The sequence below is a fragment of the Streptomyces antimicrobicus genome, assembly GCF_020532625.1.
In the GTDB taxonomy this organism is placed as follows: Bacteria; Actinomycetota; Actinomycetes; order Streptomycetales; family Streptomycetaceae; genus Streptomyces; species Streptomyces antimicrobicus.
Genome location: NZ_JAJAUY010000013.1, coordinates 57,333 through 83,720, shown reverse-complemented (window position 1 = coordinate 83,720; position 26,388 = coordinate 57,333). Strand labels below are relative to the sequence as shown.

Below are 26,388 nucleotides of genomic sequence, written 5' to 3'. Positions count from 1 at the left end.
GGCTGGGGTGGCGGGGCCCTGGGCGGGGTACCGGCGCAGCAGCCGCCGGCCGCCGCGTACGGCGGCGTCCCGGCGCCCGGCCCGAGCCAGGAGCCGTTGGCTCCGGCGGGCTGGTTCCGGGACGAGGCCCCGGCCCCTGCGGCGGCTCCCGCCGAGGCGGCGTACCCGCCCCCCTACACCTCCGGGGGCGCGCCCGCACCCGCCGCACCCGCCGCACCCGCGCAGGGCGCGGCCGGGCTGGCTGCGCCGGACGAGTGGTTCCGCCCCGAGGCCCCGGCGGCGCCCGCCCCCGGGGCGCAGGCCGCGGCCACTCCGTGGCCGGGCACCCCGACCCCCGACGCGGCGGCCCCGACCGCCTACCTGCCCCCGGTCCGCGAGCCGGCCGACGCGGCGGCCCGGACGGCGTACCTGCCGCCGGTCCGCGACGACGCCTCGGCCGGGGCGGGTTTCCCGGCAGGCGCGGCTTCGGTCGATGCTGCCGCGCAGACGGCGTATCTTCCGCCGGTCCGTGACGACGCCTCCGCTGGGGCCGGTTTCCCCGCAGGCGCGGCTTCGGCCGATGCTGCCGCGCAGACGGCGTACCTGCCGCCCGTGCGTGACGATGCTCCCGCCGGGGCGGGTTTCCCGGCAGGCGCGGCTTCGGTCGATGCTGCCGCGCAGACGGCGTACCTTCCGCCGGTCCGCGGGAACGCGCCCGGCCCCGACGGGGCGGGTGCTCCGCACCCGCTCGGCGTTGCGGGTGCCGGGTACCCGGCGGGTGCGCCCGCCGACCCGGCAGCCCAGACTGCCTACCTGCCGCCGGTCCGTGACGACGCCTCGGCCGGGGCGGGTTTCCCGACGGGCGCGCCCGCCGATGCCGCCGCGCAGACGGCGTACCTTCCGCCGGTCCGCGACGACGCCTTCGCCGGGGCGGGTTTCCCGGCGGGCGCGGCTTCGGCCGATGCTGCCGCGCAGACGGCGTACCTTCCGCCGGTCCGCGACGACGCCTCCGCCGGGGCGGGTTTCCCGACCGGCGCGCCCGCCGATGCTGCCGCGCAGACGGCGTACCTGCCGCCCGTGCGCGACGACGCCCCCGCCCCGGCGGAGCCCCACGCGGAGCCCTCCGCCGCCGGGGCCGGGTATTCCGAGCCGACGCTCGGGGGGAGCACGCGGGTCATCGACCCGGCGCAGGCGCGGGCCGAAGGGCGGTCGCCCATCATCGACCCGGGGCCGCAGCCGGCGCTCGTGACGACCGGGCTCGGCGTCCTCCTCGCGGGCGCGGCCGCCGTCGGCGAGTTCGCGCTGCTCGTGCCGCTCGTCCTGCTGCAGGGGCTCACCGCCGCCGGCTGGTTCCGGCTCAACGGGATGTGGCCCGCCCGGCAGGGCATCGCCCTGGCCTTCGCCGGAGCGGTCACGGCCGACATCGCGGTGCTCGCCGTGGACGACGCGTACGGCCCGGGCGCCGTCGTCGGCACGCTCGGCGCCTGGGTGCTGCTCACCCTGGTGCTGCAGCTGCGCAGCCACGCCGATCCCGACGAGCGCATGTACGGCCTGATGGCCTCCGTCGCCTCCGCCGCCCTGGCGATCGTCTGCGCGGGCTACCTCGCGGCCGACCTCGCCGCGGTCACGGTCGGCGCGGTCGCCGTCGCGGTCGCCACCTTCGCCCGGGCCCTGCCGCTGCCGCCCGCGCCCTCGGTCGGGGTGGCGCTGGCCGCCGCCGCGGGGGCGGGCGTGGCCGTCGGCGGGCTGACCGACGTGGGGGCCGCCGGCGGCGCCTTGCTCGGCCTGGTCGCGGGCGTCTGCGCCCTGATCGGCCTGCGCGTGGCGGCGTACGACTACCCGTCGAAGTTCGTCCACATGACGGCGGGCGTCGCCCTCCCGTTGGCGGTCGCCGCGCCGGCCGTCTACCTGATCGGACGTGTCGTCGGCTAGCCAGTAGCCTCACGATCACTTGATCATCCAAGGGGGAGGACTCGTGCGCGCCCTACGCATAATTCTGATCATCGGACTGGTCCTGGCCGGGCTCTTCGTGGCCGTGGACCGCTGGGCGGCCGGTTACGCCGAGGACGAGCTGGCCGCCCGGGTCCAGATCGGCCGCGGCCTGGCCGGGAGCACCGAGGTGGACATCCACGGCTTCCCGTTCCTGACGCAGGCGCTCGGCCACGAGCTGGAGCAGGTCGACGTCCGCCTCAAGGGGGTCGAGGCGAGCGCCGACGGCCGCCGGCTGCGGATCACCCAGCTCGACGCCCGCTTCCACGACGTCGCGGTCAAGAGCGACTACTCCGGCGGGACCGCCGCGGCCGTCGACGGCACCGCGCTGGTCTCGTACGAGGACCTCACCAAGGCCTCCCAGACCGGCGTGACGCTGACGTACGGCGGCGCGCCCGGGAAGGTGAAGGTCACGGCCACCGTCGAGATCCTCGGCCGCAGCATCACCCGGAGCGTGGTGTCCACCATCAGCCTGGTCGACGGCACCACGGTCCGCGTCCGCGCCGACGAGGTCCCCGGCGAGGGCATCCCCGGCGTCGAGGGGATGGTCCGCAGGAAGACCGACTTCGACCGCCGCATCGACGGCCTGCCCAAGGGCATCGAGCTGTCCGGCCTGACCTCGGACGCGGGCGGCGTGCACCTGACGATCGGCGGCAAGGACGTGGTTCTGGCCGGATCGTGAGACGACCAGGTCCGATCCGCAGTCAAACCCGCTCCACGGGGTCCGCCGGGCCCGTCCGGAGCGGGTTTGAATCTTATTCTGCGGACGATTCCGTCTCGGGATATGAAACGCCGGTGACAGGGCGCCTGGTTCCTCCCTACGATCCATGCCTATGAAGCGACAGCAGGCGGACCTCACGAAGCGACGGGCAGTAGACCTGTGTCGCGTCGCCGCCATGCTCTGTCGCCCGATGTGAGCGCCCCGCGCATCCGTACGCACCCCGCTCGATCGTCGGCCGTGGACCCGGCCCCTCCGCGTGACCGCACCTGACCGACCGCCTTGGGCGCCCCGCCAGGACGCCCAGGAGACAGGACGCCAGGACGCCCTGGCGCACCCGCCTCACGCACGACGAGCAGCGCAGCGCACCACGTCCGCGCACGCACCGCAGCATCCGCACCCCGCACCGCAGCACCGCACCTGCACAGCCGCCGCACACTGCCCCGGAGGAGAAACATCATGAGCCGCAGCGACGTCCTCGTCGACGCCGACTGGGTCGAGGCCCACCTGAACGACGCCAACGTCGTGATCGTCGAGGTGGACGAGGACACGTCCGCGTACGACAAGAACCACATCGCGAACGCCATCCGGATCGACTGGAAGAAGGACCTCCAGGACCCGGTCCGCCGTGACTTCGTCGACCAGGAGGGCTTCGAGAAGCTCCTCTCGGCCAAGGGCATCTCCAACGACGACACGGTCGTCCTCTACGGCGGCAACAACAACTGGTTCGCCTCGTACGCCTACTGGTACTTCAAGCTCTACGGCCACCAGGACGTCCGCCTCCTCGACGGCGGCCGCAAGAAGTGGGAGCTGGACTCCCGCGACCTGGTCGACGGCTCCGAGGTCCCGCAGCGCCCGGCCACCCAGTACAAGGCCAAGGCCCAGGACACCTCCATCCGCGCCTTCCGCGACGACGTCGTGGCCGCGATCGGCAACAAGAACCTGGTCGACGTCCGTTCCCCCGACGAGTTCAGCGGCAAGCTGCTCGCCCCGGCGCACCTGCCGCAGGAGCAGTCGCAGCGTCCCGGCCACGTGCCGAGCGCCCGCAACATCCCGTGGTCGAAGAACGCCAACGACGACGGCACCTTCAAGTCGGACGACGAGCTCAAGGCCCTCTACGAGACCGAGCAGGTCGACCTGGCGAAGGACACCATCGCCTACTGCCGCATCGGTGAGCGCTCCGCGCTGACGTGGTTCGTGCTCCACGAGCTCCTCGGCCAGGAGAACGTCAAGAACTACGACGGCTCGTGGACCGAGTACGGCTCGCTCGTCGGCGTGCCGATCGAGCTCGGCGCCACCAAGTAAGACCACTTCTTCTCTCAGGACAGGACAGAGAACATGTGCGGAGCACAGATCGGCGGACCCGACGTCTCGACCCTCAAGCCGGGTGAGACGGCCATCCAGGGCCAGGTGACCAAGGACGGCGAGCCCGTCTCGGGCTACGTCCGCCTGCTGGACGGCGGCGGCGAGTTCACCGCCGAGGTCCCGACCTCGGCCACCGGCCAGTTCCGCTTCTACGCGGCGCCGGGTGAGTGGACCCTGCGGGCCCTCGTCCCGGGCGGCACGGCCGACCGCAAGGTCGTCGTGACCGAGACCGGCAGCCTGACGGACGTCGCCATCGCCGTCTGAGGCTCATGAACCGGCCGGAGGGCCGCACCCCAGGGGTTGGACGCCACTGGAACGGGGTGCGGCCCTTCGTCCTGTCCGGATGCGGGTCCGCGTCCTACGCTGGAGACATGTACGCCCGGCGCCGGCGCGCCTACTTCCTGCTGATGGGCGGATGTCTCTTCCTCTTCGTCTCCGCCTGGACCTTCGTGCGGCTGTGGTCCGTGCCGGCGGCGGTCGCCCTGTGCGTCGTCGCGATGGTGATCCCGCCCGTCGCGGCGGTGGTGGCGAACCGGCGGGGCCCCGACGACCGGTGGTGGGACGACCCGTCCGGGGACCCGCAGTCCGACGCGTGGTGGGACGAGCTGGACGGGCGGCGGGACGGGGGCAGAGAGACCGAACCGTGATCGCGGGGCGGGCAACCCTGCCCGACCCACAGGAATCAAACGTGTGCACGGGCGAAGGGCCCCGTGCCCATGTCCTGTGGGGGGACCACTGTGGAAGACGCACCCGCACCGGAAGCGGACACTCCGCCGATTCCGGTCGCACAGCACGACCCGCGCGCCGAGCACGACCCGCGCGCCGAGCACGACCCGCGCGCCGAGCGCGGCACGCGTGGCGCGCGGCGCACGACCGTCCTGATCGCCTCGGCGGCCGCCCTCGGCGTGCTCGCCGGCGCCGTCACCGGCTACGCGATCCAGTACGACCGCGAGCCCACCCCGCTGGCGCCGCTGGCCCAGCAGAACCTGGCCGACCCGCCGCCGAAGGCGCCGGACGAGCGGACGACCGCCACGTCGGTCAACGCCCACCGCTGGCACAAGAGCGAGGGCGACCTCGTCCAGCTGCTGGTCGACGCGCCGGGAGGGGCCAAGGTCAGGCAGAAGCGCGACGTGCCCGTGGACGAGTTCGCCGGCACCTTCTTCAAGACGCCCGGCCGCGGCCTGGAATCGCTGCTGAGGAACAAGGTGCGGCGCGTCGCGCAGCTGGAGTACGAGGTGGACGGCACGGTCTTCGTCGACGTCACGCTCATCCAGTTCCGCGACCGCTCCGGCGCCGACACCTTCCAGCACCACCACACCGTCTACCAGGCCAAGGACGACCACGCGGACAACGACGGCGTGGAGGTCCCCGGCGTTCCGGCCGACTTCGCTCGGGCCTGGGTGTTCTCCAAGCCCCTGGAGGAGCCCGGCTACCTCCCGCTGTACCTGGCCTCCGCCGTGGGCCGCCGGGCGGACGTCGCCATGTTCGTCGCGTACCGCGACCACAAGAAGAAGGTCTCGCAGAGCGACATCGTCGATCTGGCCAAGCGACAGATGGAGCGACTGTGACCGAGCAGCACCCCGAGGCCGCCCCCACCCCCACCCCCGCCCCCGCCGTGCAGGAGCCGGTGCGGGGCCGGCGGCGTACGGCGCTCGTCGCGGGCGGCGCCGCCGTCGCCCTGCTGGCCGCGGCCGGCGGCGCGGTCGCGGCGATGGCGGCGACCGCCGACCGCAGCGCGCCGACGGCGTACTGGACCCCGGGCAACGACGGCCCGCGACCGGACCACACCCCGGCCAAGGTCCCGGCGAACGCGCTCACCGCGAAGCTGCTGCCGGTCCCCGAGCAGTTCACCCTCGGCCCCGACCTCGAAGGCGACGGCAACGACTACTACGTCTCCGGGGACAAGGCGGTGGAGGTGTTCAAGGAGGCGCGCACCGGACTGTCCACGGAGCAGCGTGCCGAGCGCGACAAGTCGCTGGCCCAGCTGAAGCTCAAGGGTCTCGCCGGGCGCAGCTACGCCGGGACCGGCACCACCCGCCGGGTGGACCACCCCACCGCTTTCGAGGTCCAGCTGGTCCAGGCGGACCCGCAGGCCCTCGGCACCTTCTCCACGGTCACCAAGAAGGTGATGGAGCTCGTCGGCGACGACCGCAAGGCGCCGCAGATCGACGGGTTCCCCGCCGCCAAGTGCACGCTCATGGCCGTCGGGCGGGAGAAGGAGGAGGAGATCGACTCCCTGGAGTGCGTCGCCGTCGAGGGCGATCTCCTGGTGCGCTTCCGCGCCTACGGGGGCAAGCCGTTCGACGCCGGCAAGGCCGCCGAGCTCTTCCAGCGGCAGCTGAACCACATGAAGTCCCCGGGGGAGTCCGTATGACCGAGCAGTCCACCACCGCCGCCGGCCCGGAGCTGCCCGACCCCGCGCCCGCCGGCCCGGAGCTGCCCGACCCCGCGCCCGCCGGCCCGGAGCTGCCCGAACCCGCGCCCGCCGCGCCCGCGCAGCGCCGCGGGCTGCGCGCCGCCCTGCGGTGGACGGCCGCCGCGGTCGTCTTCGCGGTGGCCGGCGCCGGGGTCGCGTACGGGATCACCCGCGCCGACCGCACCGACGTCCCCGGGCTGGCCACCGCCGGCGACGGACGCTGGGACTACCCCGCCCTCACCAAGCCCGCCCTCCCCGCGGGCGCCCCGCTGCCCTTCGCGCCCGACAACCGGGACGGCCTCCACTACGCGGCCCTGAGCCAGCTGCTGCTGCCGGCCCCGCGGGGCTCCGCGCCCGACGCCTCGGTCAAGGCCGACAAGGACGGCGTGGTCCCGCTCGACGGCTTCCTGGAGGAGTACTCCGCCGAGGAGCGCCCCAAGCTGAGGGACACGCTGTCCCACGAGGGCCTGCGCCAGATCGTCGGCCGCGGCTGGACCATGCCCGACGGCACGCGCACCCACGTCTACCTGCTGCGCTTCGCGTCCTCGGGGTTCGTGGACACCTTCACCGGCTGCACCTTCCACGCCAAGGTCGCCGGGGCTGCGGCCCTGGAGGAGGACGTGGAGTGGGGCCGTCACGAGGGCGAGCGGCCGGGCGGCGCGGCGACCGTCGCCGTCAAGGTGCGGGTCTACCAGGAGCCCCTGCCCGCCGGCGACGAGCACACCAAGCTCGGCTGCGTCCAGTCCGGTGACGTGCAGGCCGTGATCGTCCAGACCCGCAAGGGCGAGGTGCCGGGCGTGCCGGTGCGGCAGGCCGTGATCCTCCAGGAGCAGCTGCTGCGCTGATCGTCGCTACGGCGTACCTCACAGAGTGGGCCGGTCCCGGGGCCAGTAGGCTGGGGACCGGCCCCTTGCCTTCCTCCGGGCGATCCTGGAGGAACCGACGAACCCTTCCGAGGAGCACCCCGTGCTTGAGGCATTCTTCACCTCCCTGCTGGTCCTGGTCTGCGTCGGCGTCCTCGCCTTCACCGGCCTGGCCGTGAAGAAGCTCTACCAGGGTCAGCGCTGACCCACCGGTCGCCGTGACCGCCCCGGACCCCTCTCTACAGATCGCCTGAGCTGCCACCCATGATCCAGATTCCGTCCGACCTGAACCCGGGCCTCGTCCCCCTCGCCTTCCTCCTCGGTACCTGGGAGGGCGCGGGCGTCTTCGACTTCCCCGGTGACGAGAAGTGCAACTTCGGCCAGGAGGTCGTCTTCCGGCACGACGGCCGGGACTTCCTGGAGTACTCCTCCCGCACCTGGGTCCTCGACACCGAGGGCAACAAGGTCCGGCCCCTGGAGTCGGAGTCCGGCTACTGGCGCATCGACACGGAGCGCAAGGTCGAGATCGTCATGGTCCGCGACCAGGGCGTCGTCGAGGTCTGGTACGGCGAGCTGGCCGACGGCAAGCCGCAGATCGACCTGGTCACCGACGCCATGGCCCGCACCGCGGCCTCCGGCCCGTACAGCGGTGGCAAGCGGCTCTACGGCTACGTCAAGGGCGACCTGATGTGGGTCGGCGAGAAGGCCACGCCGGACGTCGAGCTGCGTCCGTACATGTCGGCCCAGCTCAAGAAGGTCGTCTCGCCGGAGGAGGTCGCCGAGATGGCGCGCAACCTCCCCGACATGCCGGACGACGGCATCGCCTTCTTCCGCTGAGCCGGACGCGGCCACGCGGTCGCACGATCCACGAGGCTTTCGGCAGGGGCCGGCCGGGGACACCCGGCCGGCCCCTGCCGCCTTTACACTGACCCCGTGGTGAGCACCGACTGGAAGAGCGACCTGCGACAGCGCGGCTACCGGCTGACGCCGCAGCGTCAGCTTGTCCTGGAGGCCGTCGACACCCTGGAGCACGCCACCCCCGACGACATCCTCGTCGAGGTGCGCAAGACCGCCTCCGGGGTGAACATCTCCACCGTCTACCGCACGCTGGAACTCCTGGAGGAGCTGGGCCTCGTCTCGCACGCCCACCTCGGGCACGGCGCGCCCACCTACCACCTCGCCGACCGGCACCACCACATCCACCTGGTGTGCCGGGACTGCCAGGAGGTGATCGAGGCCGATCAGGACATCGCCTCCGACTTCACCGCCACCCTGCGCGCCACCTTCGGCTTCGAGACCGACATGAAGCACTTCGCGATCTTCGGGCGCTGCCGCGGCTGCGCCGCCGCCCACCGGGCGGACCACGCGGCGGACCCGTCCGACGACCCTTCGGCGGGGACCTCGGCGGGCGCCTCGTAGGACAGTCGTAGGCTTGGGCGCATGACCAGCCCTTTGCTCAATCTTCCCGGCGCCGTGGCGGCCGAAGGCCGTGACGAGGGCGTCGCCGCCCACTACGGCGAACTGTTCGGTGAGCAGCGCGCCCTCGCGGACGGCCGTGGTTTCGTGGACCTCTCGCACCGCGGTGTCGTCACCGTCTCCGGACCGGAGCGGCTGAGCTGGCTGCACCTGCTGCTCACCCAGCACATGACGGAACTGCCGCCCGGCCGGGCCACCGAGGCGCTGATCCTGTCCGCGAACGGGCACATCGAGCACGCGCTCTACCTCGTGGACGACGGCGAGACGGTGTGGGCGCACGTGGAGCCGGGGACGCAGGAGGCGCTGATCGCCTACCTGGAGTCGATGAAGTTCTTCTACCGGGTCGAGGTCGCCGACCGCACCGCCGACTTCGCCGTCGTCCACCTGCCCGCCGGGTCCGTCGCGGAGCCGGACAAGGAGCACGTGGTGCGGGAGACCGCGTTCGGCCGCGACGTGTTCCTGCCGCGCGCCGAGCTGGAGGCGTTCGCGGCCGCCCACGGTCCGGCCGCCGGGCTGCTGGCGTACGAGGCCCTGCGCGTCGAGGCGCACCGGCCGCGGCTGGGCCTGGAGACCGACCACCGGACGATCCCGCACGAGCTGGGCTGGATCGGTACCGCCGTGCATCTGCAGAAGGGCTGCTACCGCGGTCAGGAGACGGTCGCCCGCGTCCACAACCTGGGCAAGCCGCCGCGCCGGCTGGTCTTCCTGCACCTGGACGGCTCCGAGGTGCACCTGCCGCCGCACGGCGCGCCGGTCCGGCTGGCCGCCGACGGCGCGGAGGGCCGCCAGCTGGGCTTCGTCACCACCGCGGCCCGCCACCACGAACTCGGCCCGATCGCCCTGGCGCTGGTGAAGCGGAACGTGCCGGTCGACGCTCCGCTGCTGGCCGGGCAGACCGCGGCGGCGCAGGAGGTCGTGGTCGCGCCGTAGCGGCGGGGCCGGCGTCAGACGTCGATGACGAGGGTGAACGGGCCGTGGTTGGTGAGCGAGACGCGCATGTCCGCCCCGAACCGGCCCGTCGCCACCGTCGCGCCGAGCGCGCGCAGCTGCGCGACGACCTCGTCCACCAGCGGCTCGGCGACCTCGCCGGGCGCGGCCGCGTTCCAGGTGGGCCGGCGGCCCTTGCGGGCGTCGCCGTAGAGCGTGAACTGCGAGATCACCAGCAGGGGCGCGTCGATGTCGCTGCAGGACTTCTCGCCCTCCAGCATCCGTACCGACCACAGCTTCCGGGCCAGCTGCGCGGCCTTCTCGCGGCTGTCGTCGTGGGTCACGCCCACCAGCACGCACAGCCCCTCGCCGACGATCTCGCCCACGGTCTCGCCGGCGACGACGACGCTCGCGCCGTCCACCCTCTGCACCACTGCTCGCATACCACCTGTGTACCAGGCGTGCACCCGTCCGGGGCCGATCGGGTGGCGTGGGACTGCACCGGCACCACGGTCAGTGGCACGATGCGTACAGGCGGTGCTCCCGCACCGGTCGAGGGGACGGACACGTTCTGATGACTACTTCTGGTACTGGCACCGGCACGGACACCTCACCCGCGCCCGCTGGATCCGCCGTCTCGGCGGCCCCGCATCCTCCGGCTGCCGCGGTCCGACCGCCCGCGCAGCGGGGCACCGCGTGCGCGCCGCCCGCGCCGGGCGCCGCCGTGGCCGTCACCGCGCTCGGCCTGCCCGAGCTGCGGGCGCTGCGGCGGGACGCGCAGCGCGACGAGGCCGACCTCAGTTACGTACGGCGGCTGCTCCAGGGCCGGATCGACATCCTGCGGGCCGAACTGGCGCGCCGGGCCGACCCGGAGGCGCCCGCGGTGTACGAACCGCCCGTCGTGGACCGGCTCTCGGAGATCCTCGCGGACGCGCCGTCGCGGCGCAGCGCCTCCGCCCGCCACGTGACGCTGGGGACCCCGCAGAGCGAGGAGTTCCGGCGGCTGGCCGCCGAGATGCTGGCCGACGTGGAGCTGTCCGACCTCGACGCCCGAACGGACGGCGAACTGCACGAGGCGATGGCCCGGCTGACCGGCTACGAGCAGCAGGTCTCGCGGCGGCGGCAGCAGCTCCAACGGCTGGCCGACGACTGCAGCAAGGAGATCACCCGGCGCTACCGGGAGGGCGAGGCCCAGGTGGACGACCTGCTGGCGTAGGGCGCGCGGCGGGCCGGCGCGGGCGCCCTGGGCCCCGGTCGCGGCAGCGGCGGCCGCCCGGTCGCGGCGAGCGGCGGCCGCCGCGTCGCGGCAAGCGGCCGCCGCCCGATATTCAGGCGACGCGCGGCGAACCGGCGGTTAGCGTGCGGCTCATGAGCGACGCTGACGTCAGGCTGATCACCGAATCCGAGTTCCCCGACTGGTTCCGGGCCAACCACATCGGTTTCCTCAACCCCCCGCAGGTCACGCCCGAGGACGTCACCACCCGGCTGAAGTGGACCGACCTCGACCGGGTGCGCGGCGCGTTCGACCGGGACACCGGCCGCCTGGTGGCCACGTTCCGCAGCTTCGCGCAGGACCTGGCGGTGCCCGGCGGCGCCCGGGTCGCCGCCAGCGCCGTCACCAACGTCTCCGTGCTGGCCACCCACCGCCGCCAGGGCCTGCTGAGCCGGATGATGGCCGACGAGCTCACCGCCGCGCGGCAGCGCGGGGAAGTGGTCTCCACGCTGATCGCCGCCGAGTACCCGATCTACGGGCGCTACGGCTACGGCCCCGCCACCTCGCTGGTGGAGTGGGAGGTCGACGTCAGCCGGGCCGGGCTGGACCGGCGCTGGGCCCGGCCGGAGTGCGGCGGGCGGATCGACTTCGTGGAGCCCGCGGACGTACGGGAGTTCGGCCCGGAGCTGCTGGAGCGGCTGGGCGCGGGCCGGGCGGGCGTGGTCCGCCGCGGCTGGTGGGTGTGGAACCAGGCGACCGGCCTGGACCGGCCGTCCTTCCGGCCGTGGACCGGCCAGTTGTTCGCGGCCTACCGCTCGCCCGGGGGCAGCGTCGACGGCTACGTCGCGTACACCACCGACGAGACGTGGACCGACGCCAAGATCCCACTGAACACCCTGACCGTCCACGAGCTGCTGGCGGCCACCCCGGACGCGGAGCGCGCGCTGTGGCACTACGTGTGCTCCATGGACTGGGTGATGAAGGTGCGCACCGGCTACCGCGCCCCCGACGACCTCCTGCCGGACCTCCTGCCCGACCCGCGCGCCGCGCGCACGCTCACCGCGGCCGACCACCTGTGGGTGCGGCTGCTGGACGTCCCGGCCGCGCTGTCGGCCCGTACGTACGAGGCGCCGGGCACGCTGGTGCTGGACGTGACCGACCGGAGCGGCCTGTCCGGCGGCCGGTTCCGGCTCGACGCGGCGGCGGGGGAGTGCGAGGCCGTGCCCGACACGGTCCCGGCGGACCTGCGCCTGGACGTGGCGGAACTGGGCGCGCTCTACCTCGGCGAGGGCTCGGTGGTGCGGCTCGCGGCCCTCGGCCGGGTCGCCGAGGAACGGCCCGGCGCGGCGGCGCTGGCGGACGTGGTCTTCCGTACGGCCCGGCGTCCGTGGTGCCCGGACATCTTCTGACGGGACGGACGCGAGGGAGGGTGGACAGGACATGACAGGAATCCACACGCCGGTCGTCGACGCGCTCCGCGCGGCGGGCTGCGTGTTCGCCGAGGAGGAGGCCGAGCTGCTGGCCTCGGCCGCCGCCGACGAGGCGGAGCTGGCCGCGCTGGTGGCGCGGCGGGTGGCCGGTGAGCCGCTGGAGCACGTGGTGGGCTGGGCGCAGTTCTGCGGGCTGCGGATGGCGGTGGGCGAGGGGGTGTTCGTGCCGCGCCGGCGCACGGAGTTCCTCGTCCAGGAGGCGGCGGGCCTGGCCCGGCCCGGCGCGGTGGTGCTGGACCTGTGCTGCGGGGTCGGCGCGATCGGCGCGGCCGTCGCGGCGGAGCTGGGCGGCACGGTCGAGCTGCACGCCGCGGACATCGACCCGGTCGCCGCCTCCTACGCCCGCCGCAACGTCGCCCCGGTCGGCGGCCGGGTGCACGAGGGCGATCTGTACGACGCCCTGCCGCCGTCGCTGCGCGGCCGGGTGGACGTCCTGGTGGTCAACGCGCCGTACGTCCCCACGGACGCCATCGGCCTGCTCCCGCCGGAGGCCCGCGACCACGAGCCGCGCACCGCCCTGGACGGCGGCCCGGACGGCCTGGACGTCCAGCGCCGCGTCGCCGAGGGGGCCCCGGCCTGGCTGGCGCCGGGCGGTCACCTGCTGATCGAGACGAGCGCCCGCCAGTCCCCGTCCACCGCGGCCGCCCTGACCGCCGCGGGCCTGTCGGTCCGCGCCACGAGCTCGGAGGACCTCCACGCCACGGTGGTGATCGGCCGCCGGGAGGTGGACTGAAGGGGTGCACCTGCGGGTGCGCGCTGTTGCAAGCGAGTGCTTGCAAAAGTTAGCGAAGTGGGGGAGGATGCGGAGCATGGCATCGCTCAATGTCGGCAGTCTCGGGGAGTTCCTGCGGGAGCAGCGGCGGCAGGCCCAGCTCTCGTTGCGGCAGCTCGCCGACGCCGCGGGCGTGTCCAATCCGTACCTGAGTCAGATCGAGCGCGGGCTGCGCAAGCCGAGCGCGGAGATCCTCCAGCAGTTGGCGAAGGCGCTGAGGATCTCCGCGGAGACGCTGTACGTGCAGGCCGGGATCCTGGATGAGCGGGACCGGGGCGAGGTGGAGACGCGGGCCGTCATCCTCGCCGACCCCACCATCACCGAGGGGCAGAAGCAGGCGCTGCTCCAGATCTACGAGTCGTTCCGCAAGGAGAACGGGCTCGGCGCCGACCCCGACGCAGGCCACGGCGAGCCGTCGCCGTCCACGAACTGAACTGTGATCCGGGAGGACCAGCCACCATGGCCATCGTCGATGACCTGAAGAAGACCCTCACCGACCCGACTCCCCTCTACTTCGCCGCCGGCACGGCGGATCTCGCCGTGCAGCAGGCCAAGAAGGTGCCGGCGCTCCTGGAGCAGGTGCGCGAGCAGGCGCCGGCGCGCATCGAGGCCGTGCGCAACACCGACCCGAAGGTCGTGCAGGAGAAGGCCAAGGAGGTCCAGGACGTGGTGACCGCCAAGGTCGCCGAGGTGCTGGGCTCCTTCGACCCGAAGAAGTTCGGCGAGGCCGCCCAGGACCTGGCGCTGCGCGGCGTCGGCGTCGCCGCCGAGTACGCGGTGCGCGCCAAGGAGACCTACGACAAGGTCGCCGAGCACGGCGAGCAGGCCGTGCGCGCCTGGCGCGGCGAGGTCGCCGACGAGATCGTCGACATCGCCGAGGTCGTCGAGCCCGACCCGGCCCCGCAGGCGTCGGCCGGGCAGCCGGACGGGGCCGCGGAGCCGGCCGCCGGCGAGGAGGGTGCCGGCGAGGAGGCCAAGCCCGCGGCCCGCCGGACCGGCACGCGCAAGCCGGCCGCCAAGAAGGCCGCGGCCACCGAGAGCTGAGGACGCACACGAACGGGCCGGGCACCTTGGGGGTGTCCGGCCCGTTCTATCGGTAGCGTGGAGCCCGGGGCGGGCGCTCCACGGTCGGGTACGAGGCGGCAGAGGCGGTAGGCGACATGTTGATGGACCAGTTCGATTCCATCTGGGTGCTGATCGACATCGGCATGCTGGTGTTCGCCGCCGTGGCCTGCCTGCTCGCGCTCGCCGCCCGCAGCGACGCCTACCGGGCCGCCGACAAGCAGACCAAGACGTTCTGGACGGTGGTGCTCGGCTTCACCGTCCTGTTCGACTTCCTCGTGTTCTGGGGGCTGCTGGGCGGGCTGATGTTCCTCCAGATCGCCGGCCTGATCGCCACGATCGTCTTCATGGTCGACGTACGGCCGGCGCTGGCCGAGGTCAGCGGGGGCGGCCGGCGCCGCGGGGGCAGCAGCAGCGACGGGCCGTACGGGCCCTACAACGGCGGGCGCTGAGCCGCCGGCCCGTCCGGGCCGAGGCTGTCAGGGCCGGTCCGTCAGGGCCGGGGCCGGGAGCGGGTTCCCGCGCGGTCCAGCAGGACCACGGCCACGTCGTCGGTGAGCTCGCCGCCGTTGAGCCGGCGGGCCTCGGTGACGGCGGCCTCCAGCAGGCGTTCGCCGCGCAGGCCCTGGTCCAGGTGCCGGTTGATCATCTCCACCATGCCGTCCTGGCCGAGGCGCTCGCGGCCCTCGCCGATCCGGCCCTCGATCAGGCCGTCGGTGTAGAGCATCAGGCTCCAGGTGCCGCCGAGCTCGACCTGACGGCGCGGCCAGCGCGCCTTCGGCAGCAGGCCGAGCGCGGGGCCGCTGCTCTCGTACGGCAGCAGCCGCGCGGGCCGGCCCGGCCGGGATATCAGCGGGGCCGGATGGCCGGCCAGGCACAGCCCGGCGCTGCGGCCGTCGGGGGAGATGTCCACGGTGCACAGCGTGGCGAAGATCTCCTCGCAGGGCCGTTCCACCTCCAGCACCTGCTGCAGCGTCGCCAGCAGTTCGTCCCCGCACAGCCCGGCCAGGGTCAGCGCCCGCCAGGCGATCCGCAGCTCCACGCCGAGGGCGGCCTCGTCCGGGCCGTGGCCGCAGACGTCGCCGATCATGGCGTGGACCGTGCCGTCGGGCGTGCGGACGGTGTCGTAGAAGTCCCCGCCCAGCAGGGCCCGGCTGCGCCCGGCGTGGTAGCGGGCGGCGAAGCGGAGGTCGGAGCCCTCCAGCAGCGGGGTGGGCAGCAGGCCGCGTTCGAGGCGGGAGTTCTCCTGGGCCCGCAGCCGGGACTCGGCGAGCTTGTACTGGGCGATGTCGGCCCGCTTGCGCTCGACGGCGTAGCGGACGGCGCGGCTCAGCAGCCGCCCGTCCAGCTCGTCGCGGAAGAGGAAGTCGGTGGCGCCGACCCGGACGGCCTCGGCCGCCCGCTCGGCGTCCGCCTCGGCGGTGAGGACGAGCACGGCGTGGCGCGGGGCGATCCGCAGCACCTCCCGCAGCACGTCCAGCTGGTCCCCGGCGGCCTCGGACCCGCCCGGGCCGTGCGGCATCGACAGGTCGAGCAGCACGCAGTGCACGTCCGGGGTGAGCAGCCGGGCGGCCTCGGTGAGGTTCCGCGCGGTCCGCAGGCGGATGCGGTGGCCGTCGCTGTCGAGGATCTCGGGGACGGTCAGGCCCCCGGCCGGGTCGTCGTCGATCACCAGCAAGGTCAGGCTCTGCGGGGCCGCCGGGGCCGGGAGGGAGGCGGTGGGGCTCGCCGTGCCGGTCCCTGCGGGGTGCGGCGGCGTGGCCTGCGGACGGGCGAGGTGTGCGCCGGGCAGCACGGCCTGACCGCTCTCCGCAGCCGGGGTGTCCCTCTGCCGCGGTACGGGTACGGGCATCGATTCCGGTTCCTTCCCTCCCCCCGAGGGTGCGCTCGGAGGCGACCCTAGCGGCCCGGGACCTGCGACCGTCAATGGCCAAGGTCTCACCTGCCGCCGTCATGTGCCGATATCGCGTACGTCGTCCCGGTCCCCGGGATGACGTACGTCACGGGCGGGGCCCCACCCGTCTCGCCACGCGGGACGTCGCCCCCGGCCGGTCCCGGCGGGAGTCCGGCTCACGCGTCCGGGCGGACGACCGCCTTGATCGGCATCGAGCCCGCCCCCGCGATCGTCACGCTGCGCCCCGGCCGCGGCGCGTGCACCATCGCCCCGTCGCCGACGTACATGCCGACATGGCTGGCGTCGTCGAAGTAGATGATCAGGTCGCCCGGACGCATGTCCTTGACCGCGATCTTCGGCAGCAGCCGCAACTGCTCCTGCGAGGTCCGCGGAATGCCGCGGCCCGCCGCCCGCCAGGCCTGGGAGGTCAGGCCCGAGCAGTCGAAGGAGCCCGGGCCCGTGGCGCCCCACACGTACGGCTTGCCGATCTGGGCGGTGGCGTACGCGACGGCCTTCTTCCCGGCGTCCGACGCCGCGCCGTTGATCTCCTTCAGCACGCCCGTGGACAGCCAGGCCTTCTGCGCCTTGTACTGGTCCTCCTGTTCGAGCTGCAGCAGCCGGGCCTTCTCCTCGGCCTCCAGCTTGTTCTCCAGCTCCTCCGCCGCCTTGATCTTCTGCTCGATCTCCTTCTTGGCGTTCTCCTGCTTGACCCGGTTCTCCTCCAGGACCTGCCAGCGCGCGCTCGCGTCGACCGCGTAGCTCTGCAACTGCTTCTGCGTGCGGGTCAGTTCCGAGATGGTGTCCGCCGTGGCCTTCTCGCCCTGGCGCAGCAGGTCCACCCCGGCCAGGTACGTGCCGGGGTCGCTGCTCAGCGCCAGCTGCGCGCCCGGCGGCATCCCGCCGGAGCGGTACTGGGCGCGGGCGGCGGCGCCGGCCTTGTTCTTCAGCCCGGTCAGCCGTTCCTGACCGGCCTGCACCTGCTTGGCGATCTCCACGATCTTCTCGGACTGGGCCTTGGTCTCGCCCTCGGCGAGGTTGTAGGCGTCCGTCGCGGTGCCCGCCTGCCGGTAGAGCTCCTCGATCTCCTTGCGCACCTGCTCCAGGGACTTGCGCCCCGGCTCCGGCTGGGGAGCGGCGTACGCCGGGGCCACCGGGCCGGTGAAGGAGGCGGCCACCAGGATGGCCGTGGCGCAGAGCAGCGTGAGTGCGGACGCGCTGTGCCGCCGTCGGTTCATGGTTGCGGTCCCCCCTGGGCCAACAGATCTGACTATTCGTCAGTAACTTCCATCGCCTTCCGGATGGTGCCATGTCCCGGCGGATTACGACACCCTTGGGGACGACGCGCCGATCATCCGGCGGACCCGGCCGGACGCAGCGCCTCCCACCGCACCGTCAACTCCCCCTGCCGCCACCGCCGCGGTCCGTCCGTCAGCGGCCAGTCCGCCGCCAGCGACCGCGCCGTGCGGATCCACCGCTGCCGGGCCCCCAAGGAGGCGTACGGCGCCGCCGCCGCCCACGCCCGGTCGAAGTCCCTCAGGAACGCGTGGACCGGCTCCCCCGGCACGTTGCGGTGGATCAGCGCCTTGGGCAGCCGCTCCGCCAGGTCCGAGGGCCGCTCCAGGGAGCCGAGCCGGGTCGCGAACGTCACCGTGCGCGGCCCCTCCGGGCCCAGCGCCACCCACACGTGCCGCCGCCCGATCTCGTCGCAGGTCCCCTCCACCAGCAGCCCCTCCGGCGCCAGCCGCGCGCACAGCCGCCGCCACACCGCCTCGACCTGCTCCTCGTCGTACTGCCGCAGCACGTTCGCCGCCCGGATCAGCGCCGGCCGCTGCCCGGCCTCCAGCGGCACCTCGAAGCCCCCGTGCCGGAAGGTCAGCCCCTCCCGCTCGTACGGCCGCGCCGCCGCCACCCGGGCCGGCTCGATCTCGATGCCCACCACCCGCACCTGCGGCGCCGCTACCCGCAGCCGGGTCAGCAGCTCCACCGCCGTCCACGGCGCGGCCCCGTACCCGAGGTCCACGGCGACCGGCGCCGCGGCCCGGCGCAGCGCCGGCCCGTGCACGGCCGCGATCCAGCGGTCCATGCGGCGCAGCCGGTTCGGATTCGTGGTCCCGCGGGTCACCGTGCCCACCGGGCGGCTCGGGGGAGGGGTGCGGGAGGCCATGCGCCGAGGGTAAGCGGAACGCCCCGCCCGGATAAAAATCGAGCAAATCCCCGCCGATCCGCTCCGGCGTGGAATGCCGGACCGCCCCCGACTGGTTGCACCCCCTGCAGGGCGTACCGCGCCCTCGTCGCCATGCCCGTGTCGTCATGCTCGTCAGGCCCCGACCGAGAGGACTGCTCCCTTGAGCCAGTACGTGTCCCGGCTCGGAGGCAGGCTCGCCGCCGGCCGCATGTCCCGCCACGCCGAACCGCACCGGCTGCGCCTGCCGGCCGTCGGCCACCACCGCAAGCCGCGCCGCGTGGCCATGCTCAGCGTGCACACCTCCCCCCTGCACCAGCCCGGCACCGGTGACGCCGGCGGGATGAACGTCTACATCGTCGAGCTCGCCAAGCGGCTGGCCGCGATCAACATCGAGGTCGAGATCTTCACCCGGGCCACCGAGGGCGGCCTGCCGCCCGCCGTGCAGCTGGCCCCCGGGGTGCTCGTCCGGCACGTGGACGCCGGCCCCTACGAGGGGCTGGCCAAGGAGGAGCTGCCCGCGCAGCTGTGCGCCTTCACCCACGGGGTCATGCAGGCCTGGGCGGGCCACCGCCCCGGCCACTACGACCTCGTCCACTCCCACTACTGGCTCTCCGGCCACGTCGGCTGGCTCGCCGCCCAGCGCTGGGGCGTTCCGCTGGTGCACGCCATGCACACCATGGCCAAGGTCAAGAACGCCGCCCTGGCCGCCGGGGACACCCCCGAGCCGGCCGCCCGCGTCATCGGCGAGACCCAGATCGTGGCCGCCGCGGACCGGCTCATCGCCAACACCACCGAGGAGGCCGACGAGCTGGTGCGGCACTACGACGCCGACCCGGCCAAGGTCGCCGTCGTGCACCCCGGCGTGAACCTCGACCGCTTCACCGTCGGGGACGGCCGGGCCGCCGCCCGGGCCCGGCTCGGGCTGCCGCAGGACGCGCTCATACCGCTGTTCGCGGGCCGCATCCAGCCGCTCAAGGCCCCCGACGTGCTGCTGCGCGCCGTCGCCCACCTGGTCGACCAGGACCCCTCGCTGCGCCGCCGGCTGTTCGTACCCGTCGTCGGCGGCCCCAGCGGCAGCGGCCTGGCCAAGCCCGAGGGCCTGCAGAAGCTCGCCGCCAAGCTGGGCATCGCCGATCTCGTGCACTTCCACCCGCCGGTGGCGCAGGACCGGCTCGCGGACTGGTTCCGGGCGGCGTCGGTGCTGGTCATGCCCTCCTACAACGAGTCCTTCGGGCTGGTCGCCATCGAGGCGCAGGCCACCGGCACCCCGGTGCTCGCCGCCGAGGTCGGCGGCCTGCCGGTCGCCGTCAACGACGGCGTCACCGGCCTGCTCGTCCCCGGCCACGACCCGGCCGACTACGCCGCCCGGCTGCGCCGGTTCGCCGACGACCCGGGCCTGACCGAACGCATGGGCCGGGAGGCCGCGCGGCACGCCCAGTTCTTCGGCTGGGACACCGCCGCGAGCGGCACCGCCGACGTGTACACCGCGGCCATGCACGAGCACCGCCGTCGCGTACGCTCCCTCCATGGCTGACCCCGCGGAGATCATCGAGAGCACCCTCGCCGACGCCGGCCTGACCTGGGAGTCGCCCCAGCCCGGCTCGTACGTCGTCCAGCTGCCCGGCACCCGGAAGCTGTCCACGACCTGCTCGCTCAAGCTCGGGCGGCACTCGTTGTCGGTCAACGCGTTCGTCATCCGGCACCCCGAGGAGAACGAGGCCGGCGTGCACCGCTGGCTGCTGGAGCGCAACCTCAAGCTCTACGGCGTCGGCTACGCGGTCGACCCGCTCGGCGACATCTACCTCGCCGGCCGGCTCCCGCTGTCCGCGGTCACGCCGCAGGAGCTCGACCGGGTCCTCGGCACGGTCCTGGAGGCCGCGGACGGCGCCTTCAACACCCTGCTGGAGCTCGGCTTCGCCGGCGCGATCCGGCGCGAGTACGAATGGCGCGTGGCGCGCGGGGAGTCCACGCGCAACCTGGACGCCTTCAAGCACCTGACCCGGCCGTCGGCCTGACGCCGGGCGGCGCCGGCCCGTACGCCGGCGCCCGCGGCTAGGTTGTCGCGCCGGCCTTGGCCCCGGCCCCGGTCTCGGAGGCCCCGGCCCCGGTCTCGGAGGCCCCGGCCCCGGCACCGGGAGCCCCCGCCCCGGCCCCCGCCTCCGGGGGTTCCGCCCCGGCCCGGGTCTCCGCCGAGGTCGTCCCGGCGCAGGCCTCGGCCCCGGACGCCGCGGCCGACGGCAGGTCGCGCATCAGGAACCAGTAGCCGGCCGCGGCCACCGTGCCCAGCACGCCCGTCCCCGCCCACAGCCAGACCGCGCCGAAGCCGTCGATGACGAAGCCCGCCATCAGCGGGGCCACCAGCGCCGCCACCGCCCAGGACATCGTGTACACGCCCTGGTAGCGGCCCCGGCCGTGGACCGGCGAGAGGCGGACGACCAGGCCCATCTGGACCGGCGAGTTGATCACCTCGCCCAGCGTCCACACGCACACCGTCAGCGCGTACACCGCCAGCGATCCGGCGAAGGCCGTCAGCGCGAAGCCGTAGCCGACCAGCAGCGCCGACAGCACCAGCACCCGCCGCGGGTCGCGCTGCTCGACGTACCGGGTCACCGGCAGCTGGACCAGCACGATCAGCACCCCGTTCACCGCGATGACCAGGCCGTAGTCCGCGGGCGAGTACCCTTCCGAGCCCATCGCCACCGGCAGCCCCACCGAGCCCTGGGTGAAGATCAGCGACACCAGGAACGACAGGCCCACCACGGCCATGAACCGGCCGTCGCGCAGCACCGACCCCAGGCCGAGCTCCCCGTCGGCCCGCCCGTCCCCGCCGGCCGCCGCGTCCCGCACCGGACGGGACTCCGGCAGCTTGACGTAGACCAGCACGGCGCAGGCCAGCGTCAGCGCGGCCTCCACCAGGAAGCCGGCCAGGTAGCTGAACTCGGCGATGAAGCCGGCGCCGACCGAGCTCACGGCGAAGCCGAGGTTGATCGCCCAGTAGTTCAGCGCGAACGCCCGCACCCGGTCCTCGGGGGCCACGATGTCGGCCATCATCGCCTGCACCGCCGGGCGCGAGGCGTTGGAGGCCATGCCGACCAGCAGCGCCACCACCGCGATGGCCACCGGATGCTCCATGAAGCCGAGCAGCGCCACCGTCACGGCGGTGGCGACGTTCGCCGCGAGCATGGTCGGCCGCCGCCCGAGCCGGTCCGTGAGCACCCCCGCGACCAGGGAGGAGACGACCCCGCCCAGCCCGTGCAGGGCGGCCACCAGGCCCGCGAAGGAGGCCGAGTAGCCGCGCTCCAGGGTCAGGTACAGGGCCATGAAGGTGGCGACGAAGGCTCCGAGCCGGTTCACCAGGGTGCTGGCCCACAGCCACCAGAAGGCGCGCGGCAGACCGGACACGCTCGCGCGCGCGGCCCGTCCGACGGATGCGACGGACATACGGAATTCCCCCCGGCGGTGTAAGCGGCTCCTCAGCACTCGGCACGTTACAAATGGGGCCGTGCGAGGCGCCACCGAATTGACGCGGACCGTCAATCCACAGCCCCCGCCGGGCGGCGCGCGACCGCCCCGGGGCGTCCATTAGGCTCGACGCCATGGCCGACGCACCGTACAAGCTGATCCTCCTCCGCCACGGCGAGAGCGAGTGGAACGCGAAGAACCTGTTCACCGGCTGGGTGGACGTCAACCTCAACGAGAAGGGCGAGAAGGAGGCGGTCCGCGGCGGTGAGCTGCTCAAGGACGCCGGCCTGCTGCCCGACGTGGTCCACACCTCCCTCCAGAAGCGCGCCATCCGCACCGCGCAGCTCGCGCTGGAGGCCGCCGACCGCCACTGGATCCCCGTCCACCGCTCCTGGCGCCTGAACGAGCGCCACTACGGCGCCCTGCAGGGCAAGGACAAGGCCCAGACCCTCGCCGAGTTCGGCGAGGAGCAGTTCATGCTGTGGCGCCGCTCGTACGACACCCCGCCGCCGGCCCTCGCGGACGGTACGGAGTTCTCCCAGTCGGACGACCCGCGCTACGCGTCGATCCCGCCGGAGCTGCGCCCGCGGACGGAGTGCCTGAAGGACGTCGTCGTCCGCATGCTGCCGTACTGGTACGACGGCATCGTCCCGGACCTGCTGGCCGGCCGCACGGTCCTGGTCGCCGCCCACGGCAACAGCCTGCGCGCCCTGGTCAAGCACCTGGACGGCATCTCCGACGCCGACATCGCGGGCCTGAACATCCCGACCGGCATCCCGCTCTCCTACCAGCTGGACGCCGACTTCAAGCCGCTGAACCCGGGCGGCACCTACCTCGACCCGGAGGCCGCCGCGGCCGCCATCGAGGCCGTCAAGAACCAGGGCAAGAAGAAGTAGGCCCGGCCCCACCCCGCACGACCCGTGAGAGGCCCCCTGCCCGCACCGGCGGGCGGGGGGCCTTCTCCTGCTCCCGCTCCTCTGACAAGATCCGGCCATGGGGACGGGGAGCAGGATCAACCGCGTGTGCGGGGGGCTGGGCGTCGCGGTGCTGCTGGCGCTGACGGTCTACGCCTACGCCGACGACTGGCGCGAGCAGCACGGCGGCATCGCCGTCGGCGACTGCCTGACCGGTGACCGGCGGGACCGGCCCGAGCAGGTCGGGTGCCAGGAGGCCGGGGCCCGCGAGGTGGTGCTCGGTGTGTTCGAGGGGGAGGACGACGCCCTGCTGTGCTTCCGGGTGCCGGGGGCGAAGCGGACCTACGTCGTCAGCTCCCGCGCGGACGTCTTCACCTCGATGGTGGTGTGCGCCGCCCCGCGCGCGGAGGCCGCCGGCCGCCCGGCCTGAGGGCGCGGCGCACGCACGACGAGGAGCCCCGCCCGGGGTACGCCCGGGGCGGGGCCCCTCGCCGTGTGCAGCGGTGGTGCGCTCAGCCGCACTGGCACGGTGCGCCGGACTGGCAGCCGCAGCCGCAGCCCGAGCCGCAGCCGCAGGCGGCCAGCAGGGGCAGGCGCACCGGCTCCGGCCGCTGGGGCTGCTCCTGCTCCGGGGTGATGGGAACGGGGGAATCGGGCATGGTTCCTCCTCGCAGGCGTACGGGGTCGGTTCGTACTGCCTTTCGCCTCATTCATGCCCAGGCCGGCAGGCGCGTCAACGGCGCACTGTGGCTCGGCCGCACGCCCGCGGCGGCGCGCCGGCCCCGCAGCGCGCCGACCGCCCGTACGCCGTCGGCGGCTCAGGCGCCCTCGACCTGCGTCGGGGCCTGGAAGTCGTCCGCGTGCTCGCCCGTGACCAGGTAGACCACGCGCTTGGCCACCGACACCGCGTGGTCGGCGAAGCGCTCGTAGTAGCGGCCCAGCAGGGTGACGTCCACGGCCGTCTCGATGCCGTGCTTCCAGCGGTCGTCCATCAGGTGCTGGAACAGCGTGCGGTGCAGCTGGTCCATCTCGTCGTCGTCCGTCTCCAGCTGCATCGCCAGGTCCACGTCCTTGGTGATGATCACCTCGGCGGCCTTCGCCATCAGGCGCTGCGCCAGCTGGCCCATCTCCAGGATGGTCGCGTGCAGGTCGCGCGGCACGGCCGAGTCGGGGAAGCGCAGCCGGGCCAGCTTGGCCACGTGCTGGGCCAGGTCGCCCGAGCGCTCCAGGTCGGCGCTCATGCGCAGCGAGGTGACCACGATCCGCAGGTCGGTGGCGACCGGCTGCTGGCGGGCCAGCAGGGCGATGGCGCGGGCCTCCAGGTCGTGCTGGAGGTCGTCGATCTTCTGGTCCGCCGCGATGACGCTCTCGGCGAGCTTGAGGTCGGCGTCGAGCATGGCGGTCGTCGCCCGCCCGATCGCGGACCCGACCAGCCGGGCCATCTCGACCAGGCTCTCCCCGATCGAGTCCAGTTCCTCGTGGTACGCGTCCCGCATTGGGTGTCCCTCTCTTGTGTCCGGCCCGGGCGGTTGCGTCCGGCCCGGGAGGCCGGGGCCCTTTGCCCCACATCGACACGGTCGGCCGAGAACGCGTCCGACTGCGACACCGGAAGTGAATCACCTCCGTCGCCACGGTGAACTCTGGGCGACGAGTGTTCGAGGTGCCACCCGAACGGCTGTGGAACCGTCGTCGTGCCTGCTTAACCTGGATGCATGGACGTGAACGCGGCGGTCGCCGCAGTGGCCGCGATCGCCGGGTTGTGCACCGGCGTGATCGCCATGCTGGCGTTCCGCTGGAGCGAGCGCGACCAGGCCCGCCCCACCCGGAGCTCCATGCGCCCCGACATCAACGCCGTGCTGCCCCCGGGTGTGGACACCGTCCTGTCCGTGCTGCGCTCCTCCGCCGTCGTCCTCGACGAGGCCGACGCGGTGGTCAAGGCCAGCTCGGCGGCGTACGCCCTCGGGCTCGTGCGCGGCGGCAAGCTGGCGGTCGAGCCGATGCTCCACATGGCCCGCGACACCCGCCGCGACGGCGAGATACGGCAGGTGGAGCTCGACCTGCCGCGCCGCGGCACCGGCCGCGGCGAGGCGCTGGCCGTCTCCGCCCGGGTGGCCCCGCTGGGCTCCCGGCTGGTGCTGCTGCTGGTCGAGGACCTCACCGAGGCCCGCCGCATCGAGGCGGTCCGCCGGGACTTCGTCGCCAACGTCTCGCACGAGCTGAAGACGCCCGTGGGCGCGCTCTCGCTGCTCTCGGAGGCCGTCATGGACGCCAGCGACGACCCCGAGGCGGTCATGCGCTTCGCCGGCCGCATGCAGATCGAGGCGACCCGGCTGACCAACCTCGTGCAGGAGCTCATCGACCTCTCGCGCGTCCAGAACGACGACCCGCTGGAGGACGCCGAGCCGGTCCGGGTCGACACGCTCGTCGCCGAGGCCATCGACCGCTGCCGCCACACGGCGCAGTCCAAGCACATCACCATGGCCGCGGGCGGCACCGCCGACCTGCGCGTCTGGGGCAACCGCAGCCAGCTCGCGGCGGCCCTCGGCAACCTGGTGGAGAACGCCGTCAACTACAGCCCGGCGCGCACCCGCGTCGGGATAGCCGGCCGCCGCGTCTCCGGCCCCGGCGGCGACCTGATCGAGATCGCCGTCACCGACCAGGGCATCGGCATCCCCGAGAAGGACCGCGAGCGCATCTTCGAGCGCTTCTACCGCGTCGACCCCGCCCGCTCCCGCGCCACCGGAGGGACCGGGCTGGGCTTGGCGATCGTGAAGCACGTGGCCGCCTCGCACGGCGGGGAGGTCACCGTGTGGAGCTCCGAAGGACAGGGCTCCACCTTCACCCTCAGGCTTCCGGAGGCCGCAGCCACCCGGACGACCGCCGCCGACTCCGAATCCGTACCAGCCACCACCCCTGCCCCGGAGGTCCTTCCGTGACCCGAGTGCTCGTCGTCGAGGATGAGGAATCCTTCAGCGACGCCCTGTCCTACATGCTCCGCAAGGAGGGTTTCGAGGTCGCGATCGCGGCGACCGGGCCCGACGGCCTGGACGAGTTCGAGCGCAACGGCGCCGACCTCGTGCTGCTGGACCTGATGCTGCCGGGCCTGCCCGGCACCGAGGTCTGCCGGCAGCTGCGCGGCCGCAGCAACGTCCCCGTGATCATGGTGACGGCCAAGGACAGCGAGATCGACAAGGTGGTCGGCCTGGAAATAGGAGCCGACGACTACGTCACCAAGCCCTTCTCCTCGCGGGAGCTGGTCGCCCGCATCCGCGCGGTGCTGCGGCGCCGCGGCGAGCCGGAGGAGGTCACCCCCGCGGCGCTGGAGGCCGGCCCGGTGCGCATGGACGTCGACCGTCACGTGGTGACCGTCGCGGGTGCGAAGGTGGACCTGCCGCTCAAGGAGTTCGACCTGCTGGAGATGCTGCTGCGCAACGCGGGCCGCGTGCTGACCCGCATGCAGCTGATCGACCGGGTCTGGGGCGCGGACTACGTGGGCGACACCAAGACGCTCGACGTCCACGTCAAGCGCCTGCGCGCCAAGATCGAGCCGGACCCGGGTGCTCCGCGCTACCTGGTGACGGTCCGGGGCCTCGGCTACAAGTTCGAGCCGTAGAGCGCCCGCCCGGCGGAGCCGGGACACGAAGGGGCCCCGTCCGCATCGCG

At 73.7% G+C, this 26,388-nt stretch carries 31 protein-coding genes; 24 read left to right on the top strand and 7 right to left on the bottom strand.

What is annotated here, in order from left to right; genetic code table 11:
* Positions 1-591: 591 nt before the first annotated feature.
* From LG632_RS05875 to ygfZ, 12 genes are all read left to right on the top strand, one after another.
* A complete protein-coding gene (locus LG632_RS05875) occupies positions 592-1,911 on the top strand; it encodes a hypothetical protein (RefSeq protein WP_445271382.1) in 1,320 nt (439 codons plus the stop codon).
* Between the two features lie 43 nt (positions 1,912-1,954).
* Positions 1,955-2,650, top strand: a complete 696-nt coding sequence (locus LG632_RS05870; protein ID WP_226725729.1) for an LmeA family phospholipid-binding protein — start codon at positions 1,955-1,957, stop codon at positions 2,648-2,650.
* A gap of 145 nt (positions 2,651-2,795) precedes the next feature.
* The gene (locus tag LG632_RS30685; protein ID WP_374203406.1) at positions 2,796-2,885 is read left to right on the top strand and encodes an Ms5788A family Cys-rich leader peptide; all 90 of its coding nucleotides are present in this window, start codon (positions 2,796-2,798) and stop codon (positions 2,883-2,885) included.
* 260 nt (positions 2,886-3,145) lie between these two features.
* Entirely contained in the window at positions 3,146-3,991 is an 846-nt protein-coding gene (locus LG632_RS05865; RefSeq protein WP_226725728.1) for a sulfurtransferase, read from the top strand.
* 33 nt (positions 3,992-4,024) lie between these two features.
* Positions 4,025-4,315, top strand: a complete 291-nt coding sequence (locus LG632_RS05860) for a DUF1416 domain-containing protein (RefSeq protein ID WP_219665613.1) — start codon at positions 4,025-4,027, stop codon at positions 4,313-4,315.
* Positions 4,316-4,422: 107 nt separating this feature from the next.
* Positions 4,423-4,698, top strand: coding sequence for a DUF3099 domain-containing protein (locus LG632_RS05855; RefSeq protein WP_226725727.1), 276 nt, complete (start codon positions 4,423-4,425; stop codon positions 4,696-4,698).
* 90 nt (positions 4,699-4,788) lie between these two features.
* Entirely contained in the window at positions 4,789-5,619 is an 831-nt protein-coding gene (locus tag LG632_RS05850; protein ID WP_226725726.1) for a hypothetical protein, read from the top strand.
* Positions 5,616-6,425, top strand: coding sequence for a hypothetical protein (locus LG632_RS05845; RefSeq protein WP_226725725.1), 810 nt, complete (start codon positions 5,616-5,618; stop codon positions 6,423-6,425). The genes LG632_RS05850 and LG632_RS05845 overlap by 4 nt, the downstream gene beginning before the upstream one ends.
* On the top strand, positions 6,422-7,312 hold the full coding sequence (locus tag LG632_RS05840) for a hypothetical protein (RefSeq protein WP_226725724.1): 891 nt from the start codon (positions 6,422-6,424) through the stop codon (positions 7,310-7,312). Before LG632_RS05845 ends, LG632_RS05840 begins: the two co-directional genes overlap by 4 nt.
* A gap of 282 nt (positions 7,313-7,594) precedes the next feature.
* Complete coding sequence (locus tag LG632_RS05835; RefSeq protein ID WP_226725723.1) at positions 7,595-8,167, top strand: heme-binding beta-barrel domain-containing protein; 573 nt, start codon at positions 7,595-7,597, stop codon at positions 8,165-8,167.
* Between the two features lie 96 nt (positions 8,168-8,263).
* Positions 8,264-8,749, top strand: coding sequence for a Fur family transcriptional regulator (locus LG632_RS05830; RefSeq protein WP_226725722.1), 486 nt, complete (start codon positions 8,264-8,266; stop codon positions 8,747-8,749).
* A gap of 21 nt (positions 8,750-8,770) precedes the next feature.
* Positions 8,771-9,736, top strand: a complete 966-nt coding sequence (gene ygfZ, locus LG632_RS05825) for a CAF17-like 4Fe-4S cluster assembly/insertion protein YgfZ (protein ID WP_226725721.1) — start codon at positions 8,771-8,773, stop codon at positions 9,734-9,736.
* A gap of 14 nt (positions 9,737-9,750) precedes the next feature.
* Here ygfZ and dtd read toward each other — a convergent pair whose 3' ends face one another.
* Positions 9,751-10,176 (bottom strand): D-aminoacyl-tRNA deacylase, encoded by a 426-nt coding sequence (gene dtd, locus LG632_RS05820; RefSeq protein ID WP_226725720.1) that lies wholly within the window; start codon positions 10,174-10,176, stop codon positions 9,751-9,753.
* 131 nt (positions 10,177-10,307) lie between these two features.
* Here dtd and LG632_RS05815 point away from each other — a divergent pair, with 131 nt between their 5' ends.
* The 6 genes from LG632_RS05815 to LG632_RS05790 all read left to right on the top strand — a co-directional run bounded on the left by LG632_RS05815 (position 10,308) and on the right by LG632_RS05790 (position 14,722).
* A complete protein-coding gene (locus LG632_RS05815; RefSeq protein ID WP_226725719.1) occupies positions 10,308-10,949 on the top strand; it encodes an RsiG family protein in 642 nt (213 codons plus the stop codon).
* 152 nt (positions 10,950-11,101) lie between these two features.
* Positions 11,102-12,355, top strand: a complete 1,254-nt coding sequence (locus LG632_RS05810) for a GNAT family N-acetyltransferase (protein WP_226725718.1) — start codon at positions 11,102-11,104, stop codon at positions 12,353-12,355.
* A 31-nt stretch (positions 12,356-12,386) separates the two neighbouring features.
* Positions 12,387-13,169 carry a putative protein N(5)-glutamine methyltransferase gene (locus tag LG632_RS05805; RefSeq protein ID WP_226725717.1) on the top strand — a complete coding sequence of 261 codons (783 nt, stop codon included), beginning with the start codon at positions 12,387-12,389 and terminating at the stop codon, positions 13,167-13,169.
* A gap of 76 nt (positions 13,170-13,245) precedes the next feature.
* Positions 13,246-13,641 (top strand): helix-turn-helix domain-containing protein, encoded by a 396-nt coding sequence (locus LG632_RS05800; RefSeq protein ID WP_226725716.1) that lies wholly within the window; start codon positions 13,246-13,248, stop codon positions 13,639-13,641.
* A 26-nt stretch (positions 13,642-13,667) separates the two neighbouring features.
* Complete coding sequence (locus tag LG632_RS05795) at positions 13,668-14,252, top strand: hypothetical protein (protein WP_226725715.1); 585 nt, start codon at positions 13,668-13,670, stop codon at positions 14,250-14,252.
* A gap of 116 nt (positions 14,253-14,368) precedes the next feature.
* A complete protein-coding gene (locus tag LG632_RS05790; protein WP_226725714.1) occupies positions 14,369-14,722 on the top strand; it encodes a DUF2516 family protein in 354 nt (117 codons plus the stop codon).
* A gap of 41 nt (positions 14,723-14,763) precedes the next feature.
* Here LG632_RS05790 and LG632_RS05785 read toward each other — a convergent pair whose 3' ends face one another.
* The 3 genes from LG632_RS05785 to LG632_RS05775 all read right to left on the bottom strand — a co-directional run bounded on the left by LG632_RS05785 (position 14,764) and on the right by LG632_RS05775 (position 18,328).
* Positions 14,764-16,122, bottom strand: coding sequence for a PP2C family protein-serine/threonine phosphatase (locus LG632_RS05785; protein ID WP_226725713.1), 1,359 nt, complete (start codon positions 16,120-16,122; stop codon positions 14,764-14,766).
* A gap of 218 nt (positions 16,123-16,340) precedes the next feature.
* Complete coding sequence (locus tag LG632_RS05780; RefSeq protein WP_226725712.1) at positions 16,341-17,399, bottom strand: C40 family peptidase; 1,059 nt, start codon at positions 17,397-17,399, stop codon at positions 16,341-16,343.
* A 113-nt stretch (positions 17,400-17,512) separates the two neighbouring features.
* Positions 17,513-18,328: a class I SAM-dependent methyltransferase gene (locus tag LG632_RS05775; RefSeq protein WP_226725711.1), complete on the bottom strand. Its 816-nt coding sequence runs from the start codon at positions 18,326-18,328 to the stop codon at positions 17,513-17,515.
* Between the two features lie 181 nt (positions 18,329-18,509).
* Here LG632_RS05775 and mshA point away from each other — a divergent pair, with 181 nt between their 5' ends.
* Both mshA and LG632_RS05765 read left to right on the top strand, forming a co-directional pair.
* Positions 18,510-19,883: a D-inositol-3-phosphate glycosyltransferase gene (gene mshA, locus LG632_RS05770; RefSeq protein WP_374203405.1), complete on the top strand. Its 1,374-nt coding sequence runs from the start codon at positions 18,510-18,512 to the stop codon at positions 19,881-19,883.
* Positions 19,876-20,364 carry a type III secretion system chaperone family protein gene (locus LG632_RS05765; RefSeq protein ID WP_226725710.1) on the top strand — a complete coding sequence of 163 codons (489 nt, stop codon included), beginning with the start codon at positions 19,876-19,878 and terminating at the stop codon, positions 20,362-20,364. The genes mshA and LG632_RS05765 overlap by 8 nt, the downstream gene beginning before the upstream one ends.
* 37 nt (positions 20,365-20,401) lie before the next feature.
* Here LG632_RS05765 and LG632_RS05760 read toward each other — a convergent pair whose 3' ends face one another.
* Positions 20,402-21,790 (bottom strand): MDR family MFS transporter, encoded by a 1,389-nt coding sequence (locus LG632_RS05760; protein ID WP_226725709.1) that lies wholly within the window; start codon positions 21,788-21,790, stop codon positions 20,402-20,404.
* A 155-nt stretch (positions 21,791-21,945) separates the two neighbouring features.
* On the opposite strand from LG632_RS05760, the gene LG632_RS05755 reads away from it, so the two are divergent.
* The gene (locus LG632_RS05755) at positions 21,946-22,707 is read left to right on the top strand and encodes a phosphoglyceromutase (protein WP_226725708.1); all 762 of its coding nucleotides are present in this window, start codon (positions 21,946-21,948) and stop codon (positions 22,705-22,707) included.
* 97 nt (positions 22,708-22,804) lie between these two features.
* Positions 22,805-23,155, top strand: coding sequence for a hypothetical protein (locus tag LG632_RS05750; RefSeq protein ID WP_226725707.1), 351 nt, complete (start codon positions 22,805-22,807; stop codon positions 23,153-23,155).
* Between the two features lie 82 nt (positions 23,156-23,237).
* Here LG632_RS05750 and LG632_RS05745 read toward each other — a convergent pair whose 3' ends face one another.
* On the bottom strand, positions 23,238-23,384 hold the full coding sequence (locus tag LG632_RS05745) for a hypothetical protein (RefSeq protein WP_226725706.1): 147 nt from the start codon (positions 23,382-23,384) through the stop codon (positions 23,238-23,240).
* Between the two features lie 159 nt (positions 23,385-23,543).
* Complete coding sequence (phoU, locus tag LG632_RS05740; RefSeq protein WP_226725705.1) at positions 23,544-24,221, bottom strand: phosphate signaling complex protein PhoU; 678 nt, start codon at positions 24,219-24,221, stop codon at positions 23,544-23,546.
* Between the two features lie 216 nt (positions 24,222-24,437).
* Here phoU and phoR point away from each other — a divergent pair, with 216 nt between their 5' ends.
* Positions 24,438-25,661 (top strand): two-component system sensor histidine kinase PhoR, encoded by a 1,224-nt coding sequence (gene phoR / locus LG632_RS05735; RefSeq protein WP_226725704.1) that lies wholly within the window; start codon positions 24,438-24,440, stop codon positions 25,659-25,661.
* 5 nt (positions 25,662-25,666) lie between these two features.
* Positions 25,667-26,338, top strand: coding sequence for a two-component system response regulator PhoP (gene phoP / locus LG632_RS05730; RefSeq protein WP_466527820.1), 672 nt, complete (start codon positions 25,667-25,669; stop codon positions 26,336-26,338).
* The last annotated feature ends 50 nt before the right edge of the window (positions 26,339-26,388 follow it).